Here is a 19,900-nt window from a genome sequence, read left to right on the forward strand (position 1 = left end):
GCCGAAGATTCCACGAACAGTTGCACGGGCAGTGAGTACGGCAGCCGTCGACCGGCACTCACGGGCGATCCCCGGAAGTGCGCGGCCACGCATGGACCAGGCAGCGGGGGCACACGTGGGCGAGAACGAGATGTCCATATTCGGGGTCTCGGAGGCCGAGGAAGAGGTCTACCGGCACTTCCTGCGCAATCCCGGCACCGCCACCGACGATCTGCACCTTCTGCTGCGTACCGACCCGCAGACCGCCCGCTCGTGCGTCGACCGGCTCCAGGAACTCGGGCTGCTCCATCCCGAGGGCCCCGACCTGCGTATCTTCCCGACGGATCCGGAGGTCGCGCTGGCCCGGCTGATCGACTTACGTCTGCACGCGCTCCACCAGGAGCTGCAGCGCGTCACCCGGTCCCGCCATGTCATCGACGGTCTACGCGCGGAGCAGGGGGCGCGAAGACCCCCTCCACCGGGCATCGAGCAGCTGGAGGGGCTCGCCCAGATCCGCAACCGGATCGACGACCTCGCCTTCTTCGCCCGGGACGAGATCCTCTCCGTCGAGCCGTACACCAGGCTGTCGCCCGAGAACATCGCCCGCTCGCGCCCGCTGGACCTGCGATGTCTGCGGCGCGGCGTGCGGATCCGGAATGTCGTCGCACGGGCCGCGCTGCACGATCCGGCGACCGCCGCCTATCTGCGGGAGCTGGCCGATCACGGGGCGGCGATCCGGGTGACGGCGCACACCGCGGAACGGCTGCTGGTGTACGACCGCAGGGCCGCGCTCGTCCCGCTGGATCCCCGCGACACCTCGCGCGGCGCACTGCTCGCCCATCGCAGCGGCCTGGTCTCCAACATCATCGCCCTCTTCGAGAAGATCTGGGACCAGGCCGACGATCTCTCGCAGGCGATCGGCGAGGACACCGGTGCGCCGGGCAACGGTCTGTCGGAGACCGAACGGCGGGTGCTGGTCTCGATGTGCACCGTGGGCAAGGACGAGGCGGGCGCCCGGGAGCTCGGCGTCTCGGTGCGGACCTACCGGCGGCATGTCGCCGATCTGATGCAGAAGCTCGGCGCGGCGAGCCGCGCCCAGGCGGCGCTGCTGGCACGGGAGCGCGGCTGGATCTGAAGGGTGCGGGGCGCGGGCCGGTCCCGGGCCTCGCGCGCGGGTCCGGATCCACGGGAGGCGCCCGCGACCGTGCCCGCGCCGCCGCCGTGTCCTCACCGCTCCTCCGCCCAGCCCTCCAGTGCCCGGTCGGCGAGGGCACCGGAGAGGGCGCGCCGAACCGTCTGCCGGTCGACGGCGGGGGCCAGGGCGATGCGCAGGGCGATCCGGTCCGGGCCCACGGACCTCGGCGTGCAGCTCCAGTGGGCGGGGAGCAGGCTCAGCAGACGTACGACGGTGGTCTCACCGGTCGGGGCGGCGGCGTCCCGGCGGACGGCGACCAGGTCCACATGGCCCGGGACGCGGACGGCCCCCCTGTCGGCTCGGGTCATGGCGCGCCTCCTTCCGGGGCCAGCACGTGTCTGGCGGCCGACGCCATCGCCGCGATCCCGGCCGGCAGAGCGGTGCGGACGTCCGGGGCGAACTCCGGCGCGTGGTTGGGCGGTACGCGCGGTCCGCCGTCCCGGGCGGCGCGCCACTGCCGTACCCCGGTCACGCCGAGCAGCCAGTACACCGTCGCCACCCCCGGGGCACCGAACCACGAGAAGTCCTCGGTGGCCGTGAGAGGGCCGCAGTCCCCCACCCTCCCCGGGCCGAACAGCGCCTCGTGCACCCCGCGTACGGACGCGGTGGCGGCGGCGTCCGTCAGGAGCGCGGGCGAACGCGCGGTGACGGTGAAGTCCGGCCCCTGCGGGCAGCCGGAGGCCGCACATTCGGCGGCGATGATCCGGCGCGCCGCAGCTGTCATCCGGTCGAGCACCGGCTCGGACAACGCCCGGAGACACAGGGCGAGTTCGGCCGTCTCCGGGATCACGTTGCCGCGCTCCCCGGCCCGCAGCATGCCGACGCTCAGCACCGCCTGCTCGGCCGGTGCGGTCTCCCGCGAGACGACGGACTGGAGCCGCAGGACGACGGCCGCCGCCGCGAGGACCGGGTCGATGGTGAGGTGCGGGGTGCCGGCGTGGCCGCCGCGCCCGTACAGGGTGACGTCCACCGCCGCGCTGGCCGCCGTCAGCGGGGTCCGGAAGTCCGCGGCGTGGGCGAGGGTGCCGGCGGGGGCCGGCGAGGTGTGCTGGGCGAGGACCACGTCCGGGGTGCCGAACCGTTCGTACAGCCCGTCCGCGAGCATCTCGCGCGCCCCGGTCAGGGTCTCCTCGGCGGGCTGGCCCACCACCAGGACGGTGCCGCTCCAGGCGGAACGCGTCCGGCAGAGTTCGGCCACCGCTCCGGCGACCGCGGCGAGATGGAGGTCGTGTCCGCAGGCGTGCATCACTCCGGGCACGGTGCTGGCGTAGGCGAGGCCGGTGCGCTCGGTGACCGGAAGGGCGTCCAGTTCGGTGCGGAGCATGACGGTCGGTCCGGGCCCGTTGCGCAGGACGCCCACGAGTCCGTGGCCGCCGCCGATCTTCCGGGTGACCGCGCAGCCGCTCGCCTCCAGCCGCGCGGCGAACCGGTCGGCCGTGCCCTGCTCCGCCCCGGAGAGCTCCGGATGGGCATGGACGTCGAGGTAGAGCTCGATCGCGGAGCGCAGCACCTCCCGCGGCACGACAGGCGGCACGACCGGCGGTGCGGGCGGCGGTGCGGCCGAGGACGGGGCCGGGTTGGGGGGCGGGGGTTCGGGTGGGGTGGGGTTCTCCTTCATGTCATCTCACCTCGTTCCGCTGGGCGGGTTGGGTCCTCGTCCGTGAGCCTGCGCCGCCCAGGCTTCAGGAATTCGGCGTTCCGCTGTCATGGGGTGCCAGCGATCTGACAGCGAAAGCGCGGCCGATCTGACAGCGGCCCCCGCTGCAATGGCATCAGCTCAGGGGAACAGCGCCGGACCCGCCGGCCGGTCCCCGCGACCCAAGGGAGAACACCATGGCCCCGAAGACCGAGCTCGCCACCCTCGCCGACGAGATCCTGGAGCTGGAGTCGGAGACCTTCGAGATCTCGGACTACTCGGACGCCGCGGAGGTCGTGCTCGCCGGCTCGACGTCCTGCTCCTCGACGTCGACCTGCTCCAGCACCACCAGCACCACCTCCTGCTGCGCCTGACCCGGTCGCACAGCACGCGCGTCCACAAGCCCTCTTCGCGGAGCACTCGCGAAGGGGGCTTGCGGACGTCGTGCCCGCACCGGCCAGGTACACACCGGCCACGTACACGCCGGCCACGCACGCACCCGTCGCGCCCCCGCCGGCCACGTCCGCACCCGTCACGTCCGCGCCGGTCGTCTCGGCACGGGTCACGGGAAGGGGTGCGGAACGCGCTTGACCGCGGACTCCGGGAGGTCGTCGGCTCTCCGTCCCGCCACCCGCAGCGCGGTCCGCAGCCTGGGCATCAGCAGGGCGCGCTGGCGTGTCCAGCCGAAGTCCAGCGGCAGGAAGCCGGGCACGAGGGTGGCGACGGTGTGCAGGCCCATCCGGCGCTGCTCGGGCGTGGTCTGGTCGACCGCGATGACGTCGTGTCCGACGGCGGCGATCCGGTCGCGCAGCAGGTTCAGATCGTCCAGCAGGTCTCCGGTGCGGGGCCGCCGCGGCTCCCAGTCGCCGAAGGTGTCGGCCGGCGGGCGTACGGCGACGGGGTCCAGGTACTCCTTCGCGTGCTCGGCCATCGCGGGCAGCCCGTAGAGCTGGGCGTGGTCCTTCAGCTGCCGCACACGGGTGAAGTCCTGCGCCATGGCGCCGAGTTCGCTGTGGCGCTCGGCGACCTGGTAGGGCAGGTGCGGAATGTAGGTGAGGACTTCGGACAGGGCCGACTCGATGGTGCTCTCCGGGTCAAATCCGGCGGCGGCGGCGAACGAGAGCGTCCCGTACCCGCCGTCCCGGCGCACCGCGAGAGCCGTGACGACAGGGACGGCCAGGTCCATCCGGGTGTCGAAGGCATGGACGTCGTAGCCGTGCAGCGCGGCCCGGTCGGTCATCGTGCGGACGGCCGGGGAGCGGCAGGACCCGAGGTCGATCGCGGTGAGGGGGGCCCGGCCGTACCAGGCCAGGAGGAATGCGTCCCGCTCGATGATCTCAAGGAGTCCGAAGAGGATCGCCTCCTCCAGACTCCCGCCGGTGGCGCAGCCGTTGGAGCATTCGAAGACGAAGTTGTCGGCCTCGACCCCGGCGCTGTAGTGGGCGAGCCGGGCGGGCACGAGGACGGGGCGGTCGTCGCGCAGGGAGTGCCCCCACACCCAGGGGATGGGCCGGTCGGGGTCGAACGGGGAGACCATGGGGTCGTTCGCATAGGTCTCGGCGGCGTAGAGACCGCATGAGGCGGGGTCGAGGGCCCGGTCGGCCAGCCGGTTGTAGGAGCCGACCACGGGAGAGGTGCCGCGTCTGCGTGTGGTGCCCGCGTACCGTTCCAGGCCCTCCAGATGGGCGAGCGTGCGGCTGGTGTCGTAGCTGTTGGCCTGGCCGCTCCAGGTGACGTCGTTGAGGCCGGCGTAGCCGCGTACGAAATGGGTGCCCGCGACCGGTGCCGTGGTGGTGGACGTCGGGTTGATCCAGATGTCGGAGCCGAGGGTGCCGCACACCGGGTTGGCGAGCGCGGCGGTCGGCAGGGGGTACGAGGCGAGGGAACGCAGCCGGTAGCCGTCCGGGTCCGGTTTGGGGGCGGGCCGCAGGACCATCCGCGCCGAGGCGGCGGTGTCCGGGACCTCCTGGACGCAGGAGGGGCAGAGGGGCTCGGGCAGGAGCGGGAACGTCGCGGTGGCGAGGGTCACCAGGTCGATCCGGGTGACCCGGGGCAGCGCGCGGTCGGCGGGGGTCGCGTCGGGGGTGTCGTGGCCGCCGCCCAGGACGGCGCGGTAGACGGCCCAGACGGCGTCGACCGCGTAGTCGGTGAGGACCGGCCAGTGGACGGCGCCGTGCGGTGCGCCGCCGAGTTCCAGTGCCTCGCGCTCCGAGCGGCTGCGCAGCCGCTGCCAGCGCATCGCCAGGCACTGTCCACAGGCCGTGGTGCCCGGCTCGCCGCCCCAGGGCCCGATCAGCACGGCGCGTGAGGTGAGCTGGACACCGGCGGCGGGGCGGGCGTCCGCGTACGGGTCGGGGCGGCCGAAGCCGAGGGTGTCGGCCGCGCCCAGCGGGACGACGAGGGGGGCCGGCAGCGCCGACGGGGCGGGCAGCCGCGCGTACCGGGTGGTCAGTTCGTCCTGGAGCGCGGCGCGGGCCGTTTCCAGCGGGCTCTCGGCGCGCGCGGGTGCGGCGCCGGTGGCGGTGGGCGTCGTCATGACTTGTCGCTCCAGCGGAAGGTCCTGAGCGCGATTGCGCTCAGGACGACGGCGAAGCCGGCGAGCACCGCGCAGGACACACCGATGTCCGAGGCGGTTCCGTCGCCGGTCAGGGCTCCGGAGATCCCGTCGTTGAGGTAGCGCAGCGGCAGTACGCGGGAGAGGTTCTGCATCCAGGACGGCATGGCGTCCAGCGGGAAGAACGAACCCGACAGGAACGCCATGGGGATCATCAGGCAGTTGGCGACGGCGGCGACGGCTTCGGGGGTCTTGGCGTAACTGCCGACGATGACGCCCAGCGCGAGGAACGCGGTGATGCCGATGACCAGCACCGGCAGGGCGAGCGGCCAGCGGCCGTCCAGCCGGAGCCCGAACGAGGGCAGCAGGGCGACGGCGACGAAGAGCACGGCCTGCACCGCGCCGATGCCCAGTGCCAGGACGTAGCGGGAGGCGAGGACGGCGGACACCGGCGTCGGGGTCATCCGGATGAGGCGCAGGATGTCGTCGCGCCGCCACTGCATGAGGACGAACCCGACCCCGAACACGGCCGCGTTGCCGACGCCCCAGGACAGGACGCCGGGGGCGATGTAGTTGATGTACGGCTTGCCGCTCTCCTCGACCGTCTGCCCGTGGAAGATCAGTCCGAAGACCACCAGGAAGATGAGCGGGAAGGCGAAGGTGAAGAACAGGGTGGTCTTGTCGCGCGTGTAGGCCCGGTATCCGGCCTGGCTCAGCGCCGCGTATGCGCTCATCGGGGTGTCTCCGTATCGCTGGGTGCGAGGGTGGTGGGGCCTGGGGGTGGTCGGCGGTCCGGCCCGTTACGGCCGGGGGGCTCCGGTCCGTGCCCCGGTGAGCGTCAGATACACGTCTTCGAGGCTCGCGGTGCGTGTCCGGACGCCCTGGAGACCGGCCAGGGCGTCGATCGCGGCCAGGACCCTGCCCGATTCGAGGGTCTCCAGGACGAGTGCGTCCGGCTCCTCGGTGACGCTGTCGACGCCTTCGATGGCCCGCGCCTGGTCGGGGGTCATGCGGCCTGCGGGAACCAGCAGCCGGGTGGTGGGGGCGGCTGCGGCGATCAGGCGGGCGGGGCTGTCGAGGGCAGCGACGCGGCCGTCGACCATGATGGCGACGCGGTCGCAGAGCGCCTCGGCCTCGTCGAGGTGGTGGGTGGTGTAGATGATGGTGCGGCCCGCGCCCTTGAGCTCGCGCAGCACCTGCCACAGGTCGCGCCGCGCCTGCGGGTCGAGGGCCGCGGTCGGCTCGTCCAGGAAGATCAGTTCGGGTTCGTGGACGAGCGCGGAGGCGATGGCGAGCCGCTGGCGCTGGCCGCCGGAGAGGTCGTCCACGCGGGTGTCGCCCTGCTCGGTGAGGCCGACGGAGGCCAGCGCCCGTTCGGCCGCCGCGCGGTCCACCCGGTAGAGCGCGGCCATGGTGCGCAGATGTTCGCGGGCGGTGAGACGGACGAAGAACGCCGAGGTCTGGGTCTGTACGCCGAGCCTGGGCAGCAGGGCCGTGTCGCGCGGCCAGGGGCTGGTGCCGAGGACGGTCACGGTCCCGGAGTCGGCCCTGCGCTGCCCCTCCATGATCTCCACGAGGGTGGTCTTGCCCGCCCCGTTGGGGCCGAGCAGTCCGAAGAACTCGCCGCGCGGCACGGTGAGGGACACCCCGTCGACGGCCCGCGTGCCGCCGTACCGCTTGTGCACGTCGTCGAGGACGACGGCCGCCGGGCGGGGGCCGTCGTCCGGGCCGGCCTGGTTGCCCGGGGAGGTGGACGGGGCGGTGGGGGTCATGGACTTCTCCTTGTCCGCCGCTGGGGGGCGGCTCGGACCTTCGGGGCGGCAGGTCAGCATGCGGTAGGTGGTCACACGGTGAGCAGATGGTGGGCGGCCGCCACGACGGCGGCGAGGATCAGTGCGAGCACGAGGACCGAGCCCAGCCCGTAGCCGAGATAGGCGGTCCGGGCGCGGCATGGATAGCCGGCCGCCGCCGGGTCGCGGCGGGCGACCAGGCGCAGATACGTGCCGGTCGACGCGGCGAGTCCGGTGGCCCCGCACAACTGGCTCACGACCCGATAGCCGTCGAGCGGCGGGAACGGGACCAGCATGGCGAGTGCCTGCGCGCTGCCGAGGAGCAGCAGGGCGCCGAGCGCGTCGTGCGTGGCCGTGTCGAGCGGGGCGAACATCCACAGGGCGCAGAACGGGAGCAGGAACAGCAGGTTCATCACCGCGCCCGCCAGCGCGGTGTGGATGCGTTGCCAACGGGTGCCCAGATAGAGGTAGTTGCCGACCGTGCAGTACATGATGACCACGGGCAGCCGCCAGCGCAGACCGATTTCGGCCACCGTGCCGCCGTGGTGCCGGGCGACGACCCCGTGGGCGAGTTCGTGCAGGGCGGTGCTGAACCAGAGCAGCGTGGCGGCGCCCGTCAGCAGCACGGGATTGATGAACAACTCCCTTGCGTTCACGAGGAGTTCACCCACGCGCAGAGCGACCATCCCTTCCATCGCCACCACGAGCACAAGCAGGGGAACCAGCCACCCCGGAGCCAGCAGGAAGCCGACCGCCCGGTGCAGCCGGGCGGTGGCCGCGTCGGCGTCGGCGACGAGCCGGATGCTGCCGCGCAGCACCCCGCGCGCGGGCTCGGCGGATCCGGCGGGCCGGGTGGCGAGTGCGGCGGATCCGGCGAGTGCGGCGGATCCGGCCGGTCCGGCGGGGGTACGGGCGTCGGCCCCGGCCAGCAGTCCGCGGGTACCGAGCATCCGCAGGATCTGCTGCCAGCGGGCGCCGTCCAGTCGGCGCCCGTACTCGCGGGCGTACTCCTCGCCGATCTCCCGCAGGCTCCGCTCGCCGTCCATCCGGGCGATGAGGAAGTGCTCCTTGGGGCCGACCCGGAAGGAGCTGCCGCTGTCGGTGTCCTTGATCAGGTGCACCGTCGCGGCGCCGTGCAGCAGCGCGTCGCTGAGCAGGACCCGGGGCCGCAGCGCGGGCCGGTACTCGGCGAGGGCGTCGGCGGCGGCGCTCATCCCGGCTCCCGCAGGGCCCGGCCGAGCACGTGCGAGAGGTACGCCTCGTCCCTGATCGTCACATGCAGCCGGTTGTTGGTCATATGCATGTACGGGGAGAGCAGCAGCGGCAGGGAGGCCGCCGGATCGGTGACCAGTTCGTCGCGCTCGCCGTCCCAGGAGCGGAACGTCAGATCGCCGTCGAGGGTCAGCGCGACGGCCCTGTCGCGCAGTTCGACGCAGTGCTCGGCCCAGCCCGCGAGGAATCCGGGCAGCCGCGCCGCGCCCTCCTCGCCCGCCGCGGCGGTCCGGATCGCGGCGAAGCGGGCGGCCAGCCCGGCCGCCATCGAGGCGTAGTTGCGGTCGTACTCGTCGCTGCCGATGAACCCCGTGCCGGGGAAGGCGCGGTGCCAGAACTCGTAATAGCTGTCGAGGTAGTCGGCGAGTTCCTGGCGGTCCGGCAGGAAGGCCGCGGACATCACCATCATCAGCTGGGCGGAGGTGCCGAGCAGCACGGTCCGCAGATGGAGGTTCTTCGTCCGGAAAGCGTCGATGACCAGGTCGCTGGAGTGCCTGAAATGCCATTCGGCGAGCTCGATCCCGGCCGGGCCGCCGTATTTGCCGTACTCGGGTTCGTAACGCTGCTCGCTGCGCGAGTTGTTGGGGCGCAGGTTCATCCGGCCCTGGTCGTCCATGTAGTGGCCGCGTTCGGCGCCGGGGAACTCGATGTCGAACAGGGTGTTGTAGAAGTCGTTGAGGAACCCGGAGTCCACCTCGTACAGCGCGGGCCGTTCCGCCAGGAACGCGTCGACGGCCGCCTCGGTACGGCGTCGCACCTCGGCCTCGGCGTCCGGGGTCGCGGGCCGGATCCGCAGCCTCACGTGAGGACCCTCCAGCCAGTAGTTGATGAAGAAGTAGCCGGCGAGCAGACCGTCCGCCTCCAGTTCCGCCACCAGCGGGCGGATGCAATGGGTGAGCATCGGCCGGGGGTTGGCGGCGTAGAAGATGTGGGTGGCCTGCCAGGCTCCGGCCCGGCGGGTCTCCGTGGCGGCCGGGGTGGGCGGGGCTGGACTCATGAGTGGTCCCTCCTTCGGGCGGGGGTGACGGTCTCCACCGCGAGCTCGGCGACATGGCGGCCCCGGCCGGAGAAGGTGTGCAGCCCGTCCTCGTCGGGCAGCATCTCCCGGAACACGACCCGGGCCCCGTCGTTCCTGATCAGTGCCTCGAACGCGGACAGGGAGAGCGGGCTGTCGAAGTCGACGTAGCTCGGCTTGCCGCCGGTCGCCCCGCGCGCGCCGCTGTCGGCGACGGTGGCGAAGACCCGGTCCGGCAGGCCATGCGCGCGGCGGAACGCGTGCCAGCCCAGGAACCAGGCGTCCTCCCCGGCCCCCGGCCCGCGCAGCGGCAGCACGGCCGCGGGCGCGCTCCAGCTGCGCCGGCTGAGCACCACACTGCCGTGCCGGACCCTCGGCCTGCGGGTGACTCCGCCGTCCGGGGTTCCCTCGGGGACGCCGCCCCACACATTGAGCGGGGACATGGAGGTGGGTGAGAGGAGCAGCAGGGTGCGGGGCAGTTCGGGCAGCGCGAGCGGGACGAGGTAGCCGAGGTAGACGGGCACCACCTCCTTGCCCAGCCGGGTGGAGCGCAGGACGAGCCGGTCCGCGGCCCGGTCGTGGACGAGGTACAGATCGTCCAGGTGGATGCGGTGGGCGGCGGGCAGGGTGCCGCGCTCGCCGGGGCAGACGATCTCGTACTCGGTGAGCCTGCCGTGCAGATTGAGATTGCTGGTGACGGGGCCGCCGGTGACCTCGGCGAGGACGGCGCCCTCGGGCACGAGACCGTCGGTGGCGGCGAGCAGTTGTTCGTCGAGGCCGTCGAAGAGGTGCGTGAACCTGCTGAACGGGAAGGAGACACCCCCGTAGGAACGGTTGAGGACGACCAGCGGGTCGGCGGGCCGGTCGACGATCTGCACATGGTGCGCGAGCGGACTGAACTCCGTCTCCAAGGACGCCAGTTCACCGGCCACCTCGTCGAGGACATCCGCGTCGACATGGATGTCGCCGCTGCCGTCGCGGGTCTTCTCCCAGGCCGACCACAGGGCGCGCATCCGCTCCACGAAGGCCTGCCGGGCCGTGTCGAGTGCCTTGAGCTGCGGCAGGGACAGCCAGTTCTCCTCGGGTACGTAGTTCCCGTCCGCGTCGAACGCGGTGCGCTTCGCGGTGAACGACATGTACTGGTCGAAGAAGTCCTCGTGGAAGTCGTGGACCAGCTTCAGCAGGTCGTCGCAGCGTCCGCCCTGCCCGTACCGGGCGAGGAAGAACCCCTTGAACGTGACGCGCTGCGGCAGGGTCAGGTCGAAGGCGGGCAGCACGCGCTCCACCGCGCCGAGCGGTCCGGCCGCCAGCCCCTCCCAGGCGGCTGCGGAGAGTTCGGTGCGCCGGCCAGCCGCCACGTCCTCGTACAGCAGGGTCTGCGGGATTCTCGCCCGGTCCACACCGAGCTCCGCCACCTGGATGTCGCTCAGTTCGGTGCGCAACTCGGCCATCAGGGCGCGTCGTTCGGCCGGGCCCGCGTCCCCGAACCGTTCGACGCGGGACGCGGGGGCGTCGAGCCGGGCGGCGAGCCGGTCGGCCCAGGGGCGGTCCAGTCCGCGCAGCGAGGCCTGGAAGGCGCGCAGCGGATCGGTGTCGTGGACCTCGGTCCGCAGGCAGGGGACCTGCACCATGCCGAGGTCGAGGAGCGCCTGGAGGTAGTGGGCGCACTCGGCCTCTCCGGCGTCCTGGTCCTCGGCCAGCCACTCGGCCAGTTCCCCGTAACGCAGGGTGCCGCGCTCCTCGAACAGGCCGAGGAGGCGCTCCAGGGCGCCGCTGCGGCGGAGGAAGAACAGCCGGTCCTTGACCGCGTCGAAGGTGACGGCGGTGTCCTCGTCGCCCTGGGTGGTCCAGCGCCGCACATAGCGGACCCGGTCGTCGTCGCGGCCCCAGCCGGAGGCCGGGGCGACCGGCAGATCGGCGCGGCGGACCGGGTCCGCGATCACGGCCTGGGCGAGCCTGCCGACGGCGACGACATTGAGCCGCAGCAGCCCGGCCCATTCCTCGTCGACCCGGACCGCGAGCCCCCGGTCCCCGGCGGGCTCGCCGAAGGTCCCGAGGGCGACCCCGGTGAACGTGGAGAACGGGCTGGTCTTGCAGGCCGTCCGGTAGAGATACGAGAGCAGCGAGCGCTCGATCTTGCGCCGCTTCTTGTCCGGCGTCGCCCCGGCTGCGCTCCTCGTGTACGCGTCGAGCTGTGCGTCCAGCGCCGGGGAGGCCAGCGGCAGCCCCTTGCGCAGCCGTTCCTCCCCCGCCAGCCGGCGCAGTGCCTCACGGGCACGCCCGGTCTCGTCGGCGAGCAGGGCGCGGCCCGCCGCCCGCTGCTCGTCCAGCCGGCGCCGGTCGGTCAGCCAGGCCGCCAGCGCGGTGCCGGTCCTCGCGTCGAGTCCCCGCACCAGCGCCAGCGCGTGGTCGGCGGCCCCGGGCTCCGGCAGCCGGTTGTTGAAGACGTCGCGGCGCAGTCGCAGCAGCGTGCGGCGCAGCGCCTCGTCCTCGCTGCCGCCGATGAGACCGTGGAGCAGGTCGCCGAGCCGCTCGCCGTCGGCGCGCGACCGCTCGGTGGCGTGCAGGACCTCGTCGGCCCAGCGGCGGCTTCGCGGGCAGCGCAGCGCCCGTACGCTCTCGACCGGCAGCCCGGCGACCCGCAGCATGAAGCGGGGGCGGGTGACGGTGGCGGTGGATGGGTGGTCCGGCGTCATGGCGGGTGGTCTCCCCTTCTCGTTCCGGTGGTCGTCCAAGGTGGTCGCGCTCAGAGCCTGTCGGGCGGCCTTCGATCGGACAGGCGCTCAGGCGATCTCGTACCGGAAGTCGGCCGGGGCGGGCCGCTCGTTGCCGATCATCATGATCAGCAACGGCGCCTCTCCCGTCCCGGCGAGGGAGAGTTCCTCGATGTACGAGATGTTGTCGAAGCCGAGCGCCACCCCGCAGCCGATGCCCACGGCGGACGCGGCGGTGTAGGCGGTCTGCGCGATCGCCCCGACGGTGGCGTTGACCAGGCGGTATCCGCGGTCCCCGACGGCGTCGAGGACGGCTTCGGTGCGCACGGTGGGCACCAGGACCGCGCCGGCCTGCTCCAGGTTGTAGTTCGACAGGAAGTAGTTCTTCTGCAGGAACTCCCCCGGCCTGCCCGCCTTCACCAGCCGCAGGACGTGCGCGTCGGGGTCGTACTCGTACGCGCCCGGCGCGATCCCCTCGGCATGGCCGACGAACGCGTAGAGCTTCGCCAGCCGCTGCCCTCCGGTGTCCCCGCCGATCCGCGAGCCGGCCACGGCGGCCGCCAGACAGGCAGCCAGTTGCTCGGCGCCGATCGGGCGCTGGGCGTCGAAGCGGCCGAAGCTGCTGCGGCGGGCGCGCAGAGCGGTGCGTACGTCCGTGCCGAGCGGCGGGGCCGGCGGCAGCGCCACCTCGGGGCGGGCCGGATCGGCGGGGTGCGCCGCCGCGGGGGCGAGCGCCGACGGGTCGGGGCGGTCGGTGGCGCGGGCGGCGGTGACGGCCTGCATCCGCCGGAGCGCGTCGAAGGTGAGGACGGTGCGCGAACGCTCCCGGTCCCGGTGGGGTACGGAGACCGGGGCGGCGGAGGGTGTGCGGGCGGCGGCCCCGGCCCAGTTGAGCGGTACGGCGGCGAAGACGCCCTCCGCCGCCGTGTCGACACCGAGCAGCCGGCCGAGCCGTTCCTCGTCGAACCAGAGCGCGGGCTGTACGGACAGCCCCCGCGCGCCGGCCCACATCCGCCAGGTCTGCACACACGCGCCGAGGTCCATGGACACGGCGTGGAAGGAGAAGTTGTTGTACTTGAAGGCGTTCTGCCAGTACTTGATCCCGAGCACCAGATACTGATCCGTGTCCGGCCCCGGCGCCCCGTCCCCGAGCGCCGCCCGCACCTCGCCCGAGACGTCCCCGGTCAGCAGCCGCTGCATCGCGTGGTGCCGGGTGGAGTAGTAGTGCACCCCCGGCGGTACGGGACCGCTCGGCCCGGACACCCAGTAGACGCTGACGGGGTAGAGCCCGCCGCCGGACGCCGAGCCCCGCGACCAGTTGGCGAGCGGGTAGTGCGGCAGGGCACCGAGGTCGGTGTTGGTCTGGATGCCCAGGCGGCGGCCGGTCAGCCCGTAGGAGTCGCGGAGCATCCCGGACAGCAGCGCGAGGTCGAACTCCCCGTCCCCGTACGCCTCCTGGGCGAGCCCGCGATCGAGCGCGGCGTCGGCCGGGTAGTCGCAGTCGGGCAGCGGAAGACTGTCGACGCCGGGGTAGAACTTGGCCTTGCGCGGGCCGTCCGACCAGTTCGGCACGAAATCGGCGGGGTCCATCGGGACCCGGCCGCGCTGAAGGATCGCGGCGGCGTATTCATGGGCGTACCCCATGGCGGGCTCCTCGGTCACGGGAAGGGGTGCGGGGCGGGGTTGAGGTCGGCGTCGGTGAGGTCGCTCCCGCGCAGTCCGGCCTCGCGCAGGGCGGTGCGCAGCCGGTCCATGCCGAGGGCGCGCTGCCGGGTCCAGCCGAAGTCGATCGGCAGCAGTCCGGGCACGATCACGCCGACCGTCCTCAGGCCCAGCTCACGCTGTTCCGGCATGGTCTGGTCGACGACGATCACGTCGAATCCGGCGGCGGTGACGGCGTCCACGCACCGGGTCAGGTCGGTGCGCAGATCGTCGGAGACGGGCAGCGCCGAGCCGTCCCCGTACAGCTGGTCGAAGGACCGCAGCGGCGGGCGCGGCGCTCCCGGTTCACCGATCAGGAAGTGCGCGTGGCGGCCCATCTCCGGGATGCCGTAGAGCAGGGGGTGGTCGTGCAGCGCCTCGACCCGGTGGAAGTCGTCCGCCATGGCGCGCAGCCGCTCCTGGTCGCGCTCGGTGCGCCGACGCAGGTTCACCGCGTCGGTGGCGATCTCGCAGAGCGCGCCGGCCAGGGCCGCCTCCGGGTCCAGTCCGGCGCCCGCGCCGAAGCACATCAGGCCGGGGCCGCCGTCCCTCCGCACGGCGACCCCCGTGACGACCGGGACCGGGAAGGAGATCCGGGTGTCGAAGAAGCGGGCCTCGTAGCCGTACATCTCCAGCCGGTCGACCATCTGACGGGTGGCCCGGCGGCGGCTGGTGCGCGGATCGATCTCGGGCAGGGACGCCTTCCCGTACCAGGCGAGCAGGAACGCGTCGCGCTCGACGACCTCCATCAGCCCGAAGTAGACGGCCTCTTCGAGGCAGCCTCCCGAGGCGCAGCCGTTGGAGCTCTCCTGGACGAAGCGGTTCTCCAGACCGGGCGCGTGGTAGTACGTGAGGACCTCGGGCACCAGGACCGTGCGCCCCTCGCGCAGGGACCAGCCCTGGACCCAGGGAGTCGCGCGGTCCGGGGTGAACGGGGTGACGCGCGGGTTGGCCCGATGGAAGGCGTCGGAGTACAGCCCGCACACCCGCGGGTCGAGCGCGTGCTCGCCGCGGGCGCGCAGGGCGTTCAACGAGTCCCGGGTCCGCACCGTCCTGGACCGGGAGCGCATGCCCGCGTACCGCTCCAGTCCTTCGAGCACACCGATCCGCATGCTCTCGGCGAAGGTGTCGGCGTGGCCGCCCCAGAAGGTCTCGCGCAGATACTCCCCCGAGCGCATGGAGAAGCAGCCGATGGTGGCGGAGGTGGAGGTGGAGGAGACGTCCTGGACGACGGACGGGCCGAGCGAGCCGCACACCGGGTTGGCGTACGGCTCGATGGGCAGGGCGTACTCCTCGATGTCCCGGACCCGGAAGCTGCCGGGCCGGTGCTTGGGCGCCGGGCGCAGGGTGAGCGTGGCGGCCCCGGCCGTGTCCGGCTCCCGCACCCCGCAGCGCGGGCACTCGGGGTCGGGGACGAGCGGGTAGTGGCGGACCGTCAGCGTCCGCAGGTCCACCAGGTGCACGGCGGGCAGGGCGCCGGTCACCGGTCCGGTGCCGTCGAGCCGGGCGGCGACGACCCCCGCGAGCGCGTGCGCGGCGAACGGTGTGAGGTACGGGGACTCCCCGGCGGCCCGGGTGCCCGAGCCGAGCTCCAGCGCCTCGCGCAGCGCGACGGAGCGGACCGCCTGCCAGCGTCGTTCGAGGCAGTGGGCGCAGATCCGCCGGCCGGTGCGTCCGGGCGGCGCGAAGGGGCCGACGACGACGTGCGGACCGTAGAACCGCACGGGCACGGCGCCCTCCGCCACCGGGGTTCCGGTGACCGCCGCCCCGTCCGCGAAGGCGTCGCGCACGCCGAGCGGCGCCACGTCCAGCGGCGGCGGGGTGCCGTGGTGGGTCACGGTCAGCGCGTCGTGCAGGAGCGCCGCGAGCGTGCGCGCGGACTCCGCCGCCGAGGGACGCTCGCCGCGGACGGGGGTCTCAACGGGCATCGGGTCCGCCCCCGCCGTCCACCGTGAGCAGCACCCGGGCGGTGCTGATGCCGCCGGTGGCGAGATCGGCCGGAGTGGTGGGCACGTACAGCGCGTCGCGTCCGGCGAGCCGGAGCCGGTCGAGCACCCCGGTGAACGTGGCCGTGGGCCCGGCCGCCGTGACGGGGGCGCCCGTGACGGCGATGCTCCCTGCGGCGAGGTCCCTCACCAGCGGGTCGCCGAGGTCGACCTCGGCGTCCGGGTCCTCGGCGGCCAGCTGCGCCTGCCCGAGCAGATCCCGCAGCGCGGCGCAGGCCGCCGCCCGGCGCGACAGCCCCGCGCCGACCGCCCAACGCCCCGGCGTCCGCTCCCCGTCGGGTTCCCGGGCCAGCACCACCTGGGCCGAGGTGCGCTCCGCCTCCCCCAGGTCCAGCAGTTCCACGGCGAGATCCAGGTTGGCCGCGGACTTCAGCAGGAACACCAGTTCCGGGTCGTCGCCGTCGGCGGCGACCGGGCTCACCACCGCCGTGCCCCGGACCGCCCGCAGCAGTGCGTCGTGCGCCAGCGCCGACAACAGGCCGACCCCCGCGGCCTCCCGCGCGTCCGCACCCGCGCCCGCGCCCGCGGCCGTCGCGAGATGGAGCCGGTCCCGGTTGTGCGCCCCGAAGGTCCGCACGGCCGCGGCCGGTACCCGGACCGGTTCCTTGCCGATCAGCGAGGTCGCGACGGTCCAGGCGTCCGGCAGCGCGCCGGTCCCGCCGCCGGTGGTCAGCGTGTCGGGGCCAAGGATCCGGTCGGCCGGCACCGCCGCGGCCCGGTCCAGGGGCACCACGTGCTCCACGTACGCCGTCGCCGCCGCGTACAGCGCCCGCATCCGCGCGCCCGCCAGATGGTGCACGTCGAAGGCGGCGATCCTGCGCCGCGCCCCGGTGCCGAGCGCCACCTCGACCCGGCTGAGCTTCAGCGGGGTCTGGGTCAGCCCCTCGTCGTCGTAGCGGGTGAAGATCCCGGTGTGCGGGCGCACCAGCGCCCCGCTGATCCGGTTCAGGTCCTCGACCATGGTCTCCGCGTCGCGGGCGGTCTCCACGGTCGGGGTGACGGGCAGGGCCAGGCCGTCCGGCAGCGCGGGCGCCGGTTCGCGCGCGTCCAGGGCGGCGCAGCGACCGCAGCGGGGGTGCGGCCGGACCGGCTCGGACATCACGTCCAGCGAGGCCAGGTCCTGGACGAGGACCTGGCCCGCGGTCTCGGCGGGCAGCGCACCGGTGGTGAGGCGGAAGATCTCGTAGCCGAGGAGGTTGCCCACCATCGCGGCGACCGGGCCGGACAGTTCGTCCCGGGACACCGAAGTGGCACCGGCGGCCTCGCCCCAGAGCACGGCGGCCTCCCCGGCCGACACATTGCCGCCCAGCCGCAGCAGGGCGCAGGACCAGCAGCCGGTCGCGGTCGCGGTGGAGAGCGGGCCGACGACGAGCCGCTCGCCGAACAGCCAGGCGGGGATCAGGGTCCGGCCCTCGGGCACCCCGGCGGCGAGCAGCCGGTGGGTGCGTGCCCCGGCCCCGGCCCCCGTCACCACGACGACGTCGTAGCCGTCGAGGGCCGCCCAGCCGGCCTGCGGACCGGCGGCGATCCGGTCCGCCCGTGCGGCGCCCCGGGCCGCCTCGGCCGCCACCTCGCCGAACTCCGTGGTCGTGCCGATCCGCACACACCCGTTCCGCAGCAGGCTCAGCGCGCACCACCGGGCGATCTCGTCGTCCCCGAGCACCGCGACGCGAGTGGCGCGGAAGCGGGCGAAGCGCTCCGGCGCACCGTCCACGTAGTGGTCGACATAGGCGATCTGGGCCGCGAACCGCTCCGCCACCTCGTCCGGTACCGGCCCGGCCCCGGTGCCGGACTCGGGCACGTCGCGGGCGAAGCCCCGCTCGAACAGCGTCCTCACCAACTCCGCCGCCATCGCCCGCTGTCCCGGCCCGAAGCCCGCGCAGACGTCGGCGAGCCGGTGGTGGCCGGCCAGGTGCGGGACGACGAGGGAGGCGAAGCGGTAGGCGGTGCGCCCGGCCAGATGGAACCCGCCGTCGGCGTTGTGGAAGAGCACCCCGCCGGGGGTCTCGGTGAACAGCACGTCCCGGCGGATGCGCGGCCGGGTCGCGGCGAGCGCGTCGAACGTCCCGGTCACTGCGGTTTCGGCACTCTCGGCAGTCTCGGCACTCTCGGCCATGGGGTCACACCTTCTCTGTGCGGCGGATGCGTTCCTGGTCGGTTCTTCGTACGTAGGCGCGGAGCAGTTCGTGGATGCGGTACGGGCCCGGCGGGCCGTCCTCCAGCAGCCCGGCGTCGGCCAGCCGTTCCAGGGCCGCCTCGGTGACGGCCGGGACGTCCTCGGCCGTGAAGGCGGACCCGGGTGCTGCCGCGACCCGCAGGAACGCCTCGGACAGCCGCGGGTCGAGCCGGTTCAGCGCCCCGTCCAGCAGGGCCGTCACGGACAGGCCCGGGGAGTCGGTGAGGGTGAGCCGGGCGAGCGGGTCCTGGCCCAGCCAGCCGACGGCGTCGCCGAGCCGCAGTCCGGGCCGGGTCAGCAGTCGGGCCGTCAGGATGCGCAGCGCGAGCGGGAAATGGCCGCACAGCGCGGTGAGCCGGTGCCCGGCGTCCGGCTCCGCCTCGACCCGTTCGGCACCGAGCACGGACAGCAGCAGCGCGTACGACTCCGCCCCGGTGAACGCGGAGAGCCGGTGCACCCACCCGCCGTGCGTGGCGACGAGCCCGGCGAGCCCCATCCGGCTGGTGACGACCGCGGCTCCCCGCGCCTGTGCGACGAGGGGCAGCAGCGGGCGCACCTGGTCGGCGTCGCGCACGTCGTCGAGCACGAACAGGGTGCGTCCGTCCGCCTGTCCGGGGCGCAGGGCCGCCGAGACCTCCGCCGCGACCTCGGCGGCGCCACGGGGTTCGCCGTCCGGCCGGGTCGCGCGGATGAGCAGCCGGCCGCCCGGGAAGACGTCCCGGACCAGGTGCGCGACGTGATGGGCGAGTGCCGATTTGCCGATGCCGGGTGCCCCCGACACCAGCACGGTGAGCGGGTGCCGGTCGTCCTCGCCGGACGCGGCGGGGGTGGTGAGACGGGCCACCATGGCGGCGGTCTCGGCGTCCCGCCCGGTGAAGTTGGGAACCACGGGGACCTCCGGGGCCACGGCCGGCGCGCTCGCCCCCGGCACGGCCGCGGCGGCCGACGCTCCGGCGGCCACGGGCGGGGCCCAGGGCGCCGCCGCCGCGCGTCCCGCCGGCGCCGGGGTGGGGCCGTCGGCCACGACCACCTCGCCTTGGACGACCCGCGTGAGGGCACCGGGCGGCCGAAGGGGCCGGCTGTCCTCGGCCCCCGGGTCCTCGCCGCGCAGAATCGCGAGTTCCAGCTGCTGGAGCGCGGGAGAGGGGTCGACGCCCAGCTCGTCCAGCAGGAACCCCTTGACCCTCCGGTACTCCGCGAGGGCCTGGGTCTGCCGACCGGTCCGGTAGAGCGCCTCGATCAGCTGCTCGTGGAGCCGCTCGTGGCCCGGGTATACGCGCGTAGCCGTCCACAGTTCGACGAGGGCCTCCCCGTAGCGCCCCAGACCCAGCAGCAGATCGCAGACCCGTTCCACACTGCGCAGCCGCTCCTCCGCGAGCCGCGGCACCTCGTCCCGGTGCAGCACGTCGGAGCGCACATTGGCCAGCAGTGAGCCCTGCCAGAGGGACAGCGCGTCCTTGAGCATGCAGAGTTCCGCTTCCGGGTCCTCGGACATGGCAACCGCACGGCGCACCTGGTCCCGGAAGCCGAGCAGGTCCAGCGAGTGCGGCTCGGCGGTGATCCGGTAGCCGCCGGGCACCGCCTCGATGGAGGTCTCCGTCACCCCGTGTTTGGTGAAGAGCCGGCGCAGCCGCAGTACGCAGGTCTGGAGGGCGGCCTTGGCCGTGGCCGGCTGTTCCTCCCCCCACACGGCCCGCTGCAGGTAGTCGGCGGACACGACGGCGTTGGCGTGCAGGAGAAGCGCGGCCAGCAGGATCGTCGGCTTCGAAGGCTGGAGCACGACGGCCTCGGGGCCGTCCGTGAGGGTCAGCGGCCCTAGCAGCTGAAACCGCATCACGGCGGTCTAGTCCGTGTCCGGCGAA

General features: G+C 73.7%; 14 protein-coding genes. 2 read left to right on the forward strand and 12 right to left on the reverse strand.

Features of this window, described 5'->3' with window-relative positions:
• Positions 1–115: 115 nt before the first annotated feature.
• Positions 116–1,114 (forward strand): LuxR C-terminal-related transcriptional regulator, encoded by a 999-nt coding sequence (locus tag ABZ826_RS32640; protein ID WP_361456543.1) that lies wholly within the window; start codon positions 116–118, stop codon positions 1,112–1,114.
• Between the two features lie 92 nt (positions 1,115–1,206).
• Here the strand turns inward: ABZ826_RS32640 and ABZ826_RS32645 are convergent, their stop codons facing one another.
• Together ABZ826_RS32645 and ABZ826_RS32650 are read right to left on the reverse strand one after the other, a co-directional pair.
• Positions 1,207–1,482 carry a hypothetical protein gene (locus ABZ826_RS32645; protein ID WP_361456495.1) on the reverse strand — a complete coding sequence of 92 codons (276 nt, stop codon included), beginning with the start codon at positions 1,480–1,482 and terminating at the stop codon, positions 1,207–1,209.
• On the reverse strand, positions 1,479–2,792 hold the full coding sequence (locus tag ABZ826_RS32650; protein WP_361456498.1) for an amidohydrolase: 1,314 nt from the start codon (positions 2,790–2,792) through the stop codon (positions 1,479–1,481). Before ABZ826_RS32650 ends, ABZ826_RS32645 begins: the two co-directional genes overlap by 4 nt.
• A gap of 215 nt (positions 2,793–3,007) precedes the next feature.
• On the opposite strand from ABZ826_RS32650, the gene ABZ826_RS32655 reads away from it, so the two are divergent.
• Positions 3,008–3,184 carry a thiazolylpeptide-type bacteriocin gene (locus ABZ826_RS32655; RefSeq protein WP_073790073.1) on the forward strand — a complete coding sequence of 59 codons (177 nt, stop codon included), beginning with the start codon at positions 3,008–3,010 and terminating at the stop codon, positions 3,182–3,184.
• 188 nt (positions 3,185–3,372) lie between these two features.
• Here ABZ826_RS32655 and ABZ826_RS32660 read toward each other — a convergent pair whose 3' ends face one another.
• From ABZ826_RS32660 to ABZ826_RS32705, 10 genes are all read right to left on the reverse strand, one after another.
• Positions 3,373–5,346, reverse strand: coding sequence for a TOMM precursor leader peptide-binding protein (locus ABZ826_RS32660; RefSeq protein WP_361456501.1), 1,974 nt, complete (start codon positions 5,344–5,346; stop codon positions 3,373–3,375).
• Positions 5,343–6,098 (reverse strand): ABC transporter permease, encoded by a 756-nt coding sequence (locus tag ABZ826_RS32665; RefSeq protein WP_361456504.1) that lies wholly within the window; start codon positions 6,096–6,098, stop codon positions 5,343–5,345. Before ABZ826_RS32665 ends, ABZ826_RS32660 begins: the two co-directional genes overlap by 4 nt.
• Positions 6,099–6,164: 66 nt before the next feature.
• Positions 6,165–7,136, reverse strand: coding sequence for an ABC transporter ATP-binding protein (locus ABZ826_RS32670; protein ID WP_361456507.1), 972 nt, complete (start codon positions 7,134–7,136; stop codon positions 6,165–6,167).
• Positions 7,137–7,207: 71 nt separating this feature from the next.
• On the reverse strand, positions 7,208–8,368 hold the full coding sequence (locus ABZ826_RS32675) for a M50 family metallopeptidase (protein WP_361456510.1): 1,161 nt from the start codon (positions 8,366–8,368) through the stop codon (positions 7,208–7,210).
• Positions 8,365–9,423: a lantibiotic dehydratase C-terminal domain-containing protein gene (locus tag ABZ826_RS32680; protein ID WP_361456513.1), complete on the reverse strand. Its 1,059-nt coding sequence runs from the start codon at positions 9,421–9,423 to the stop codon at positions 8,365–8,367. Before ABZ826_RS32680 ends, ABZ826_RS32675 begins: the two co-directional genes overlap by 4 nt.
• Positions 9,420–12,137 carry a lantibiotic dehydratase gene (locus ABZ826_RS32685; protein ID WP_361456516.1) on the reverse strand — a complete coding sequence of 906 codons (2,718 nt, stop codon included), beginning with the start codon at positions 12,135–12,137 and terminating at the stop codon, positions 9,420–9,422. Before ABZ826_RS32685 ends, ABZ826_RS32680 begins: the two co-directional genes overlap by 4 nt.
• An 87-nt stretch (positions 12,138–12,224) precedes the next feature.
• Positions 12,225–13,799: a nitroreductase family protein gene (locus ABZ826_RS32690; RefSeq protein WP_361456519.1), complete on the reverse strand. Its 1,575-nt coding sequence runs from the start codon at positions 13,797–13,799 to the stop codon at positions 12,225–12,227.
• 14 nt (positions 13,800–13,813) lie between these two features.
• Entirely contained in the window at positions 13,814–15,784 is a 1,971-nt protein-coding gene (locus ABZ826_RS32695) for a TOMM precursor leader peptide-binding protein (RefSeq protein ID WP_361456522.1), read from the reverse strand.
• Positions 15,774–17,978, reverse strand: coding sequence for a TOMM precursor leader peptide-binding protein (locus ABZ826_RS32700; protein ID WP_361456525.1), 2,205 nt, complete (start codon positions 17,976–17,978; stop codon positions 15,774–15,776). The genes ABZ826_RS32695 and ABZ826_RS32700 overlap by 11 nt, the downstream gene beginning before the upstream one ends.
• Before the next feature lie 4 nt (positions 17,979–17,982).
• The gene (locus ABZ826_RS32705) at positions 17,983–19,872 is read right to left on the reverse strand and encodes a BTAD domain-containing putative transcriptional regulator (protein ID WP_361456528.1); all 1,890 of its coding nucleotides are present in this window, start codon (positions 19,870–19,872) and stop codon (positions 17,983–17,985) included.
• Positions 19,873–19,900: the final 28 nt, after the last annotated feature.

Source organism: Streptomyces sp. NPDC047515, from assembly GCF_040643055.1.
Taxonomy (GTDB): Bacteria; Actinomycetota; Actinomycetes; order Streptomycetales; family Streptomycetaceae; genus Streptomyces.

Excerpts from the sequence above, each read along its gene's own strand:
- ABZ826_RS32700 (WP_361456525.1), bottom strand. The coding sequence starts at position 17,978 with ATGGCCGAGAGTGCCGAGACTGCCGAGAGTGCCGAAACCGCAGTGACC.
- ABZ826_RS32665 (WP_361456504.1), bottom strand. The coding sequence starts at position 6,098 with ATGAGCGCATACGCGGCGCTGAGCCAGGCCGGATACCGGGCCTACACG.
- ABZ826_RS32680 (WP_361456513.1), bottom strand. The coding sequence starts at position 9,423 with ATGAGTCCAGCCCCGCCCACCCCGGCCGCCACGGAGACCCGCCGGGCC.
- ABZ826_RS32705 (WP_361456528.1), bottom strand. The coding sequence starts at position 19,872 with ATGCGGTTTCAGCTGCTAGGGCCGCTGACCCTCACGGACGGCCCCGAG.
- ABZ826_RS32685 (WP_361456516.1), bottom strand. The coding sequence starts at position 12,137 with ATGACGCCGGACCACCCATCCACCGCCACCGTCACCCGCCCCCGCTTC.
- ABZ826_RS32675 (WP_361456510.1), bottom strand. The coding sequence starts at position 8,368 with ATGAGCGCCGCCGCCGACGCCCTCGCCGAGTACCGGCCCGCGCTGCGG.
- ABZ826_RS32660 (WP_361456501.1), bottom strand. The coding sequence starts at position 5,346 with ATGACGACGCCCACCGCCACCGGCGCCGCACCCGCGCGCGCCGAGAGC.
- ABZ826_RS32650 (WP_361456498.1), bottom strand. The coding sequence starts at position 2,792 with ATGAAGGAGAACCCCACCCCACCCGAACCCCCGCCCCCCAACCCGGCC.
- ABZ826_RS32645 (WP_361456495.1), bottom strand. The coding sequence starts at position 1,482 with ATGACCCGAGCCGACAGGGGGGCCGTCCGCGTCCCGGGCCATGTGGAC.
- ABZ826_RS32670 (WP_361456507.1), bottom strand. The coding sequence starts at position 7,136 with ATGACCCCCACCGCCCCGTCCACCTCCCCGGGCAACCAGGCCGGCCCG.
- ABZ826_RS32655 (WP_073790073.1), top strand. The coding sequence starts at position 3,008 with ATGGCCCCGAAGACCGAGCTCGCCACCCTCGCCGACGAGATCCTGGAG.
- ABZ826_RS32690 (WP_361456519.1), bottom strand. The coding sequence starts at position 13,799 with ATGGGGTACGCCCATGAATACGCCGCCGCGATCCTTCAGCGCGGCCGG.
- ABZ826_RS32695 (WP_361456522.1), bottom strand. The coding sequence starts at position 15,784 with ATGCCCGTTGAGACCCCCGTCCGCGGCGAGCGTCCCTCGGCGGCGGAG.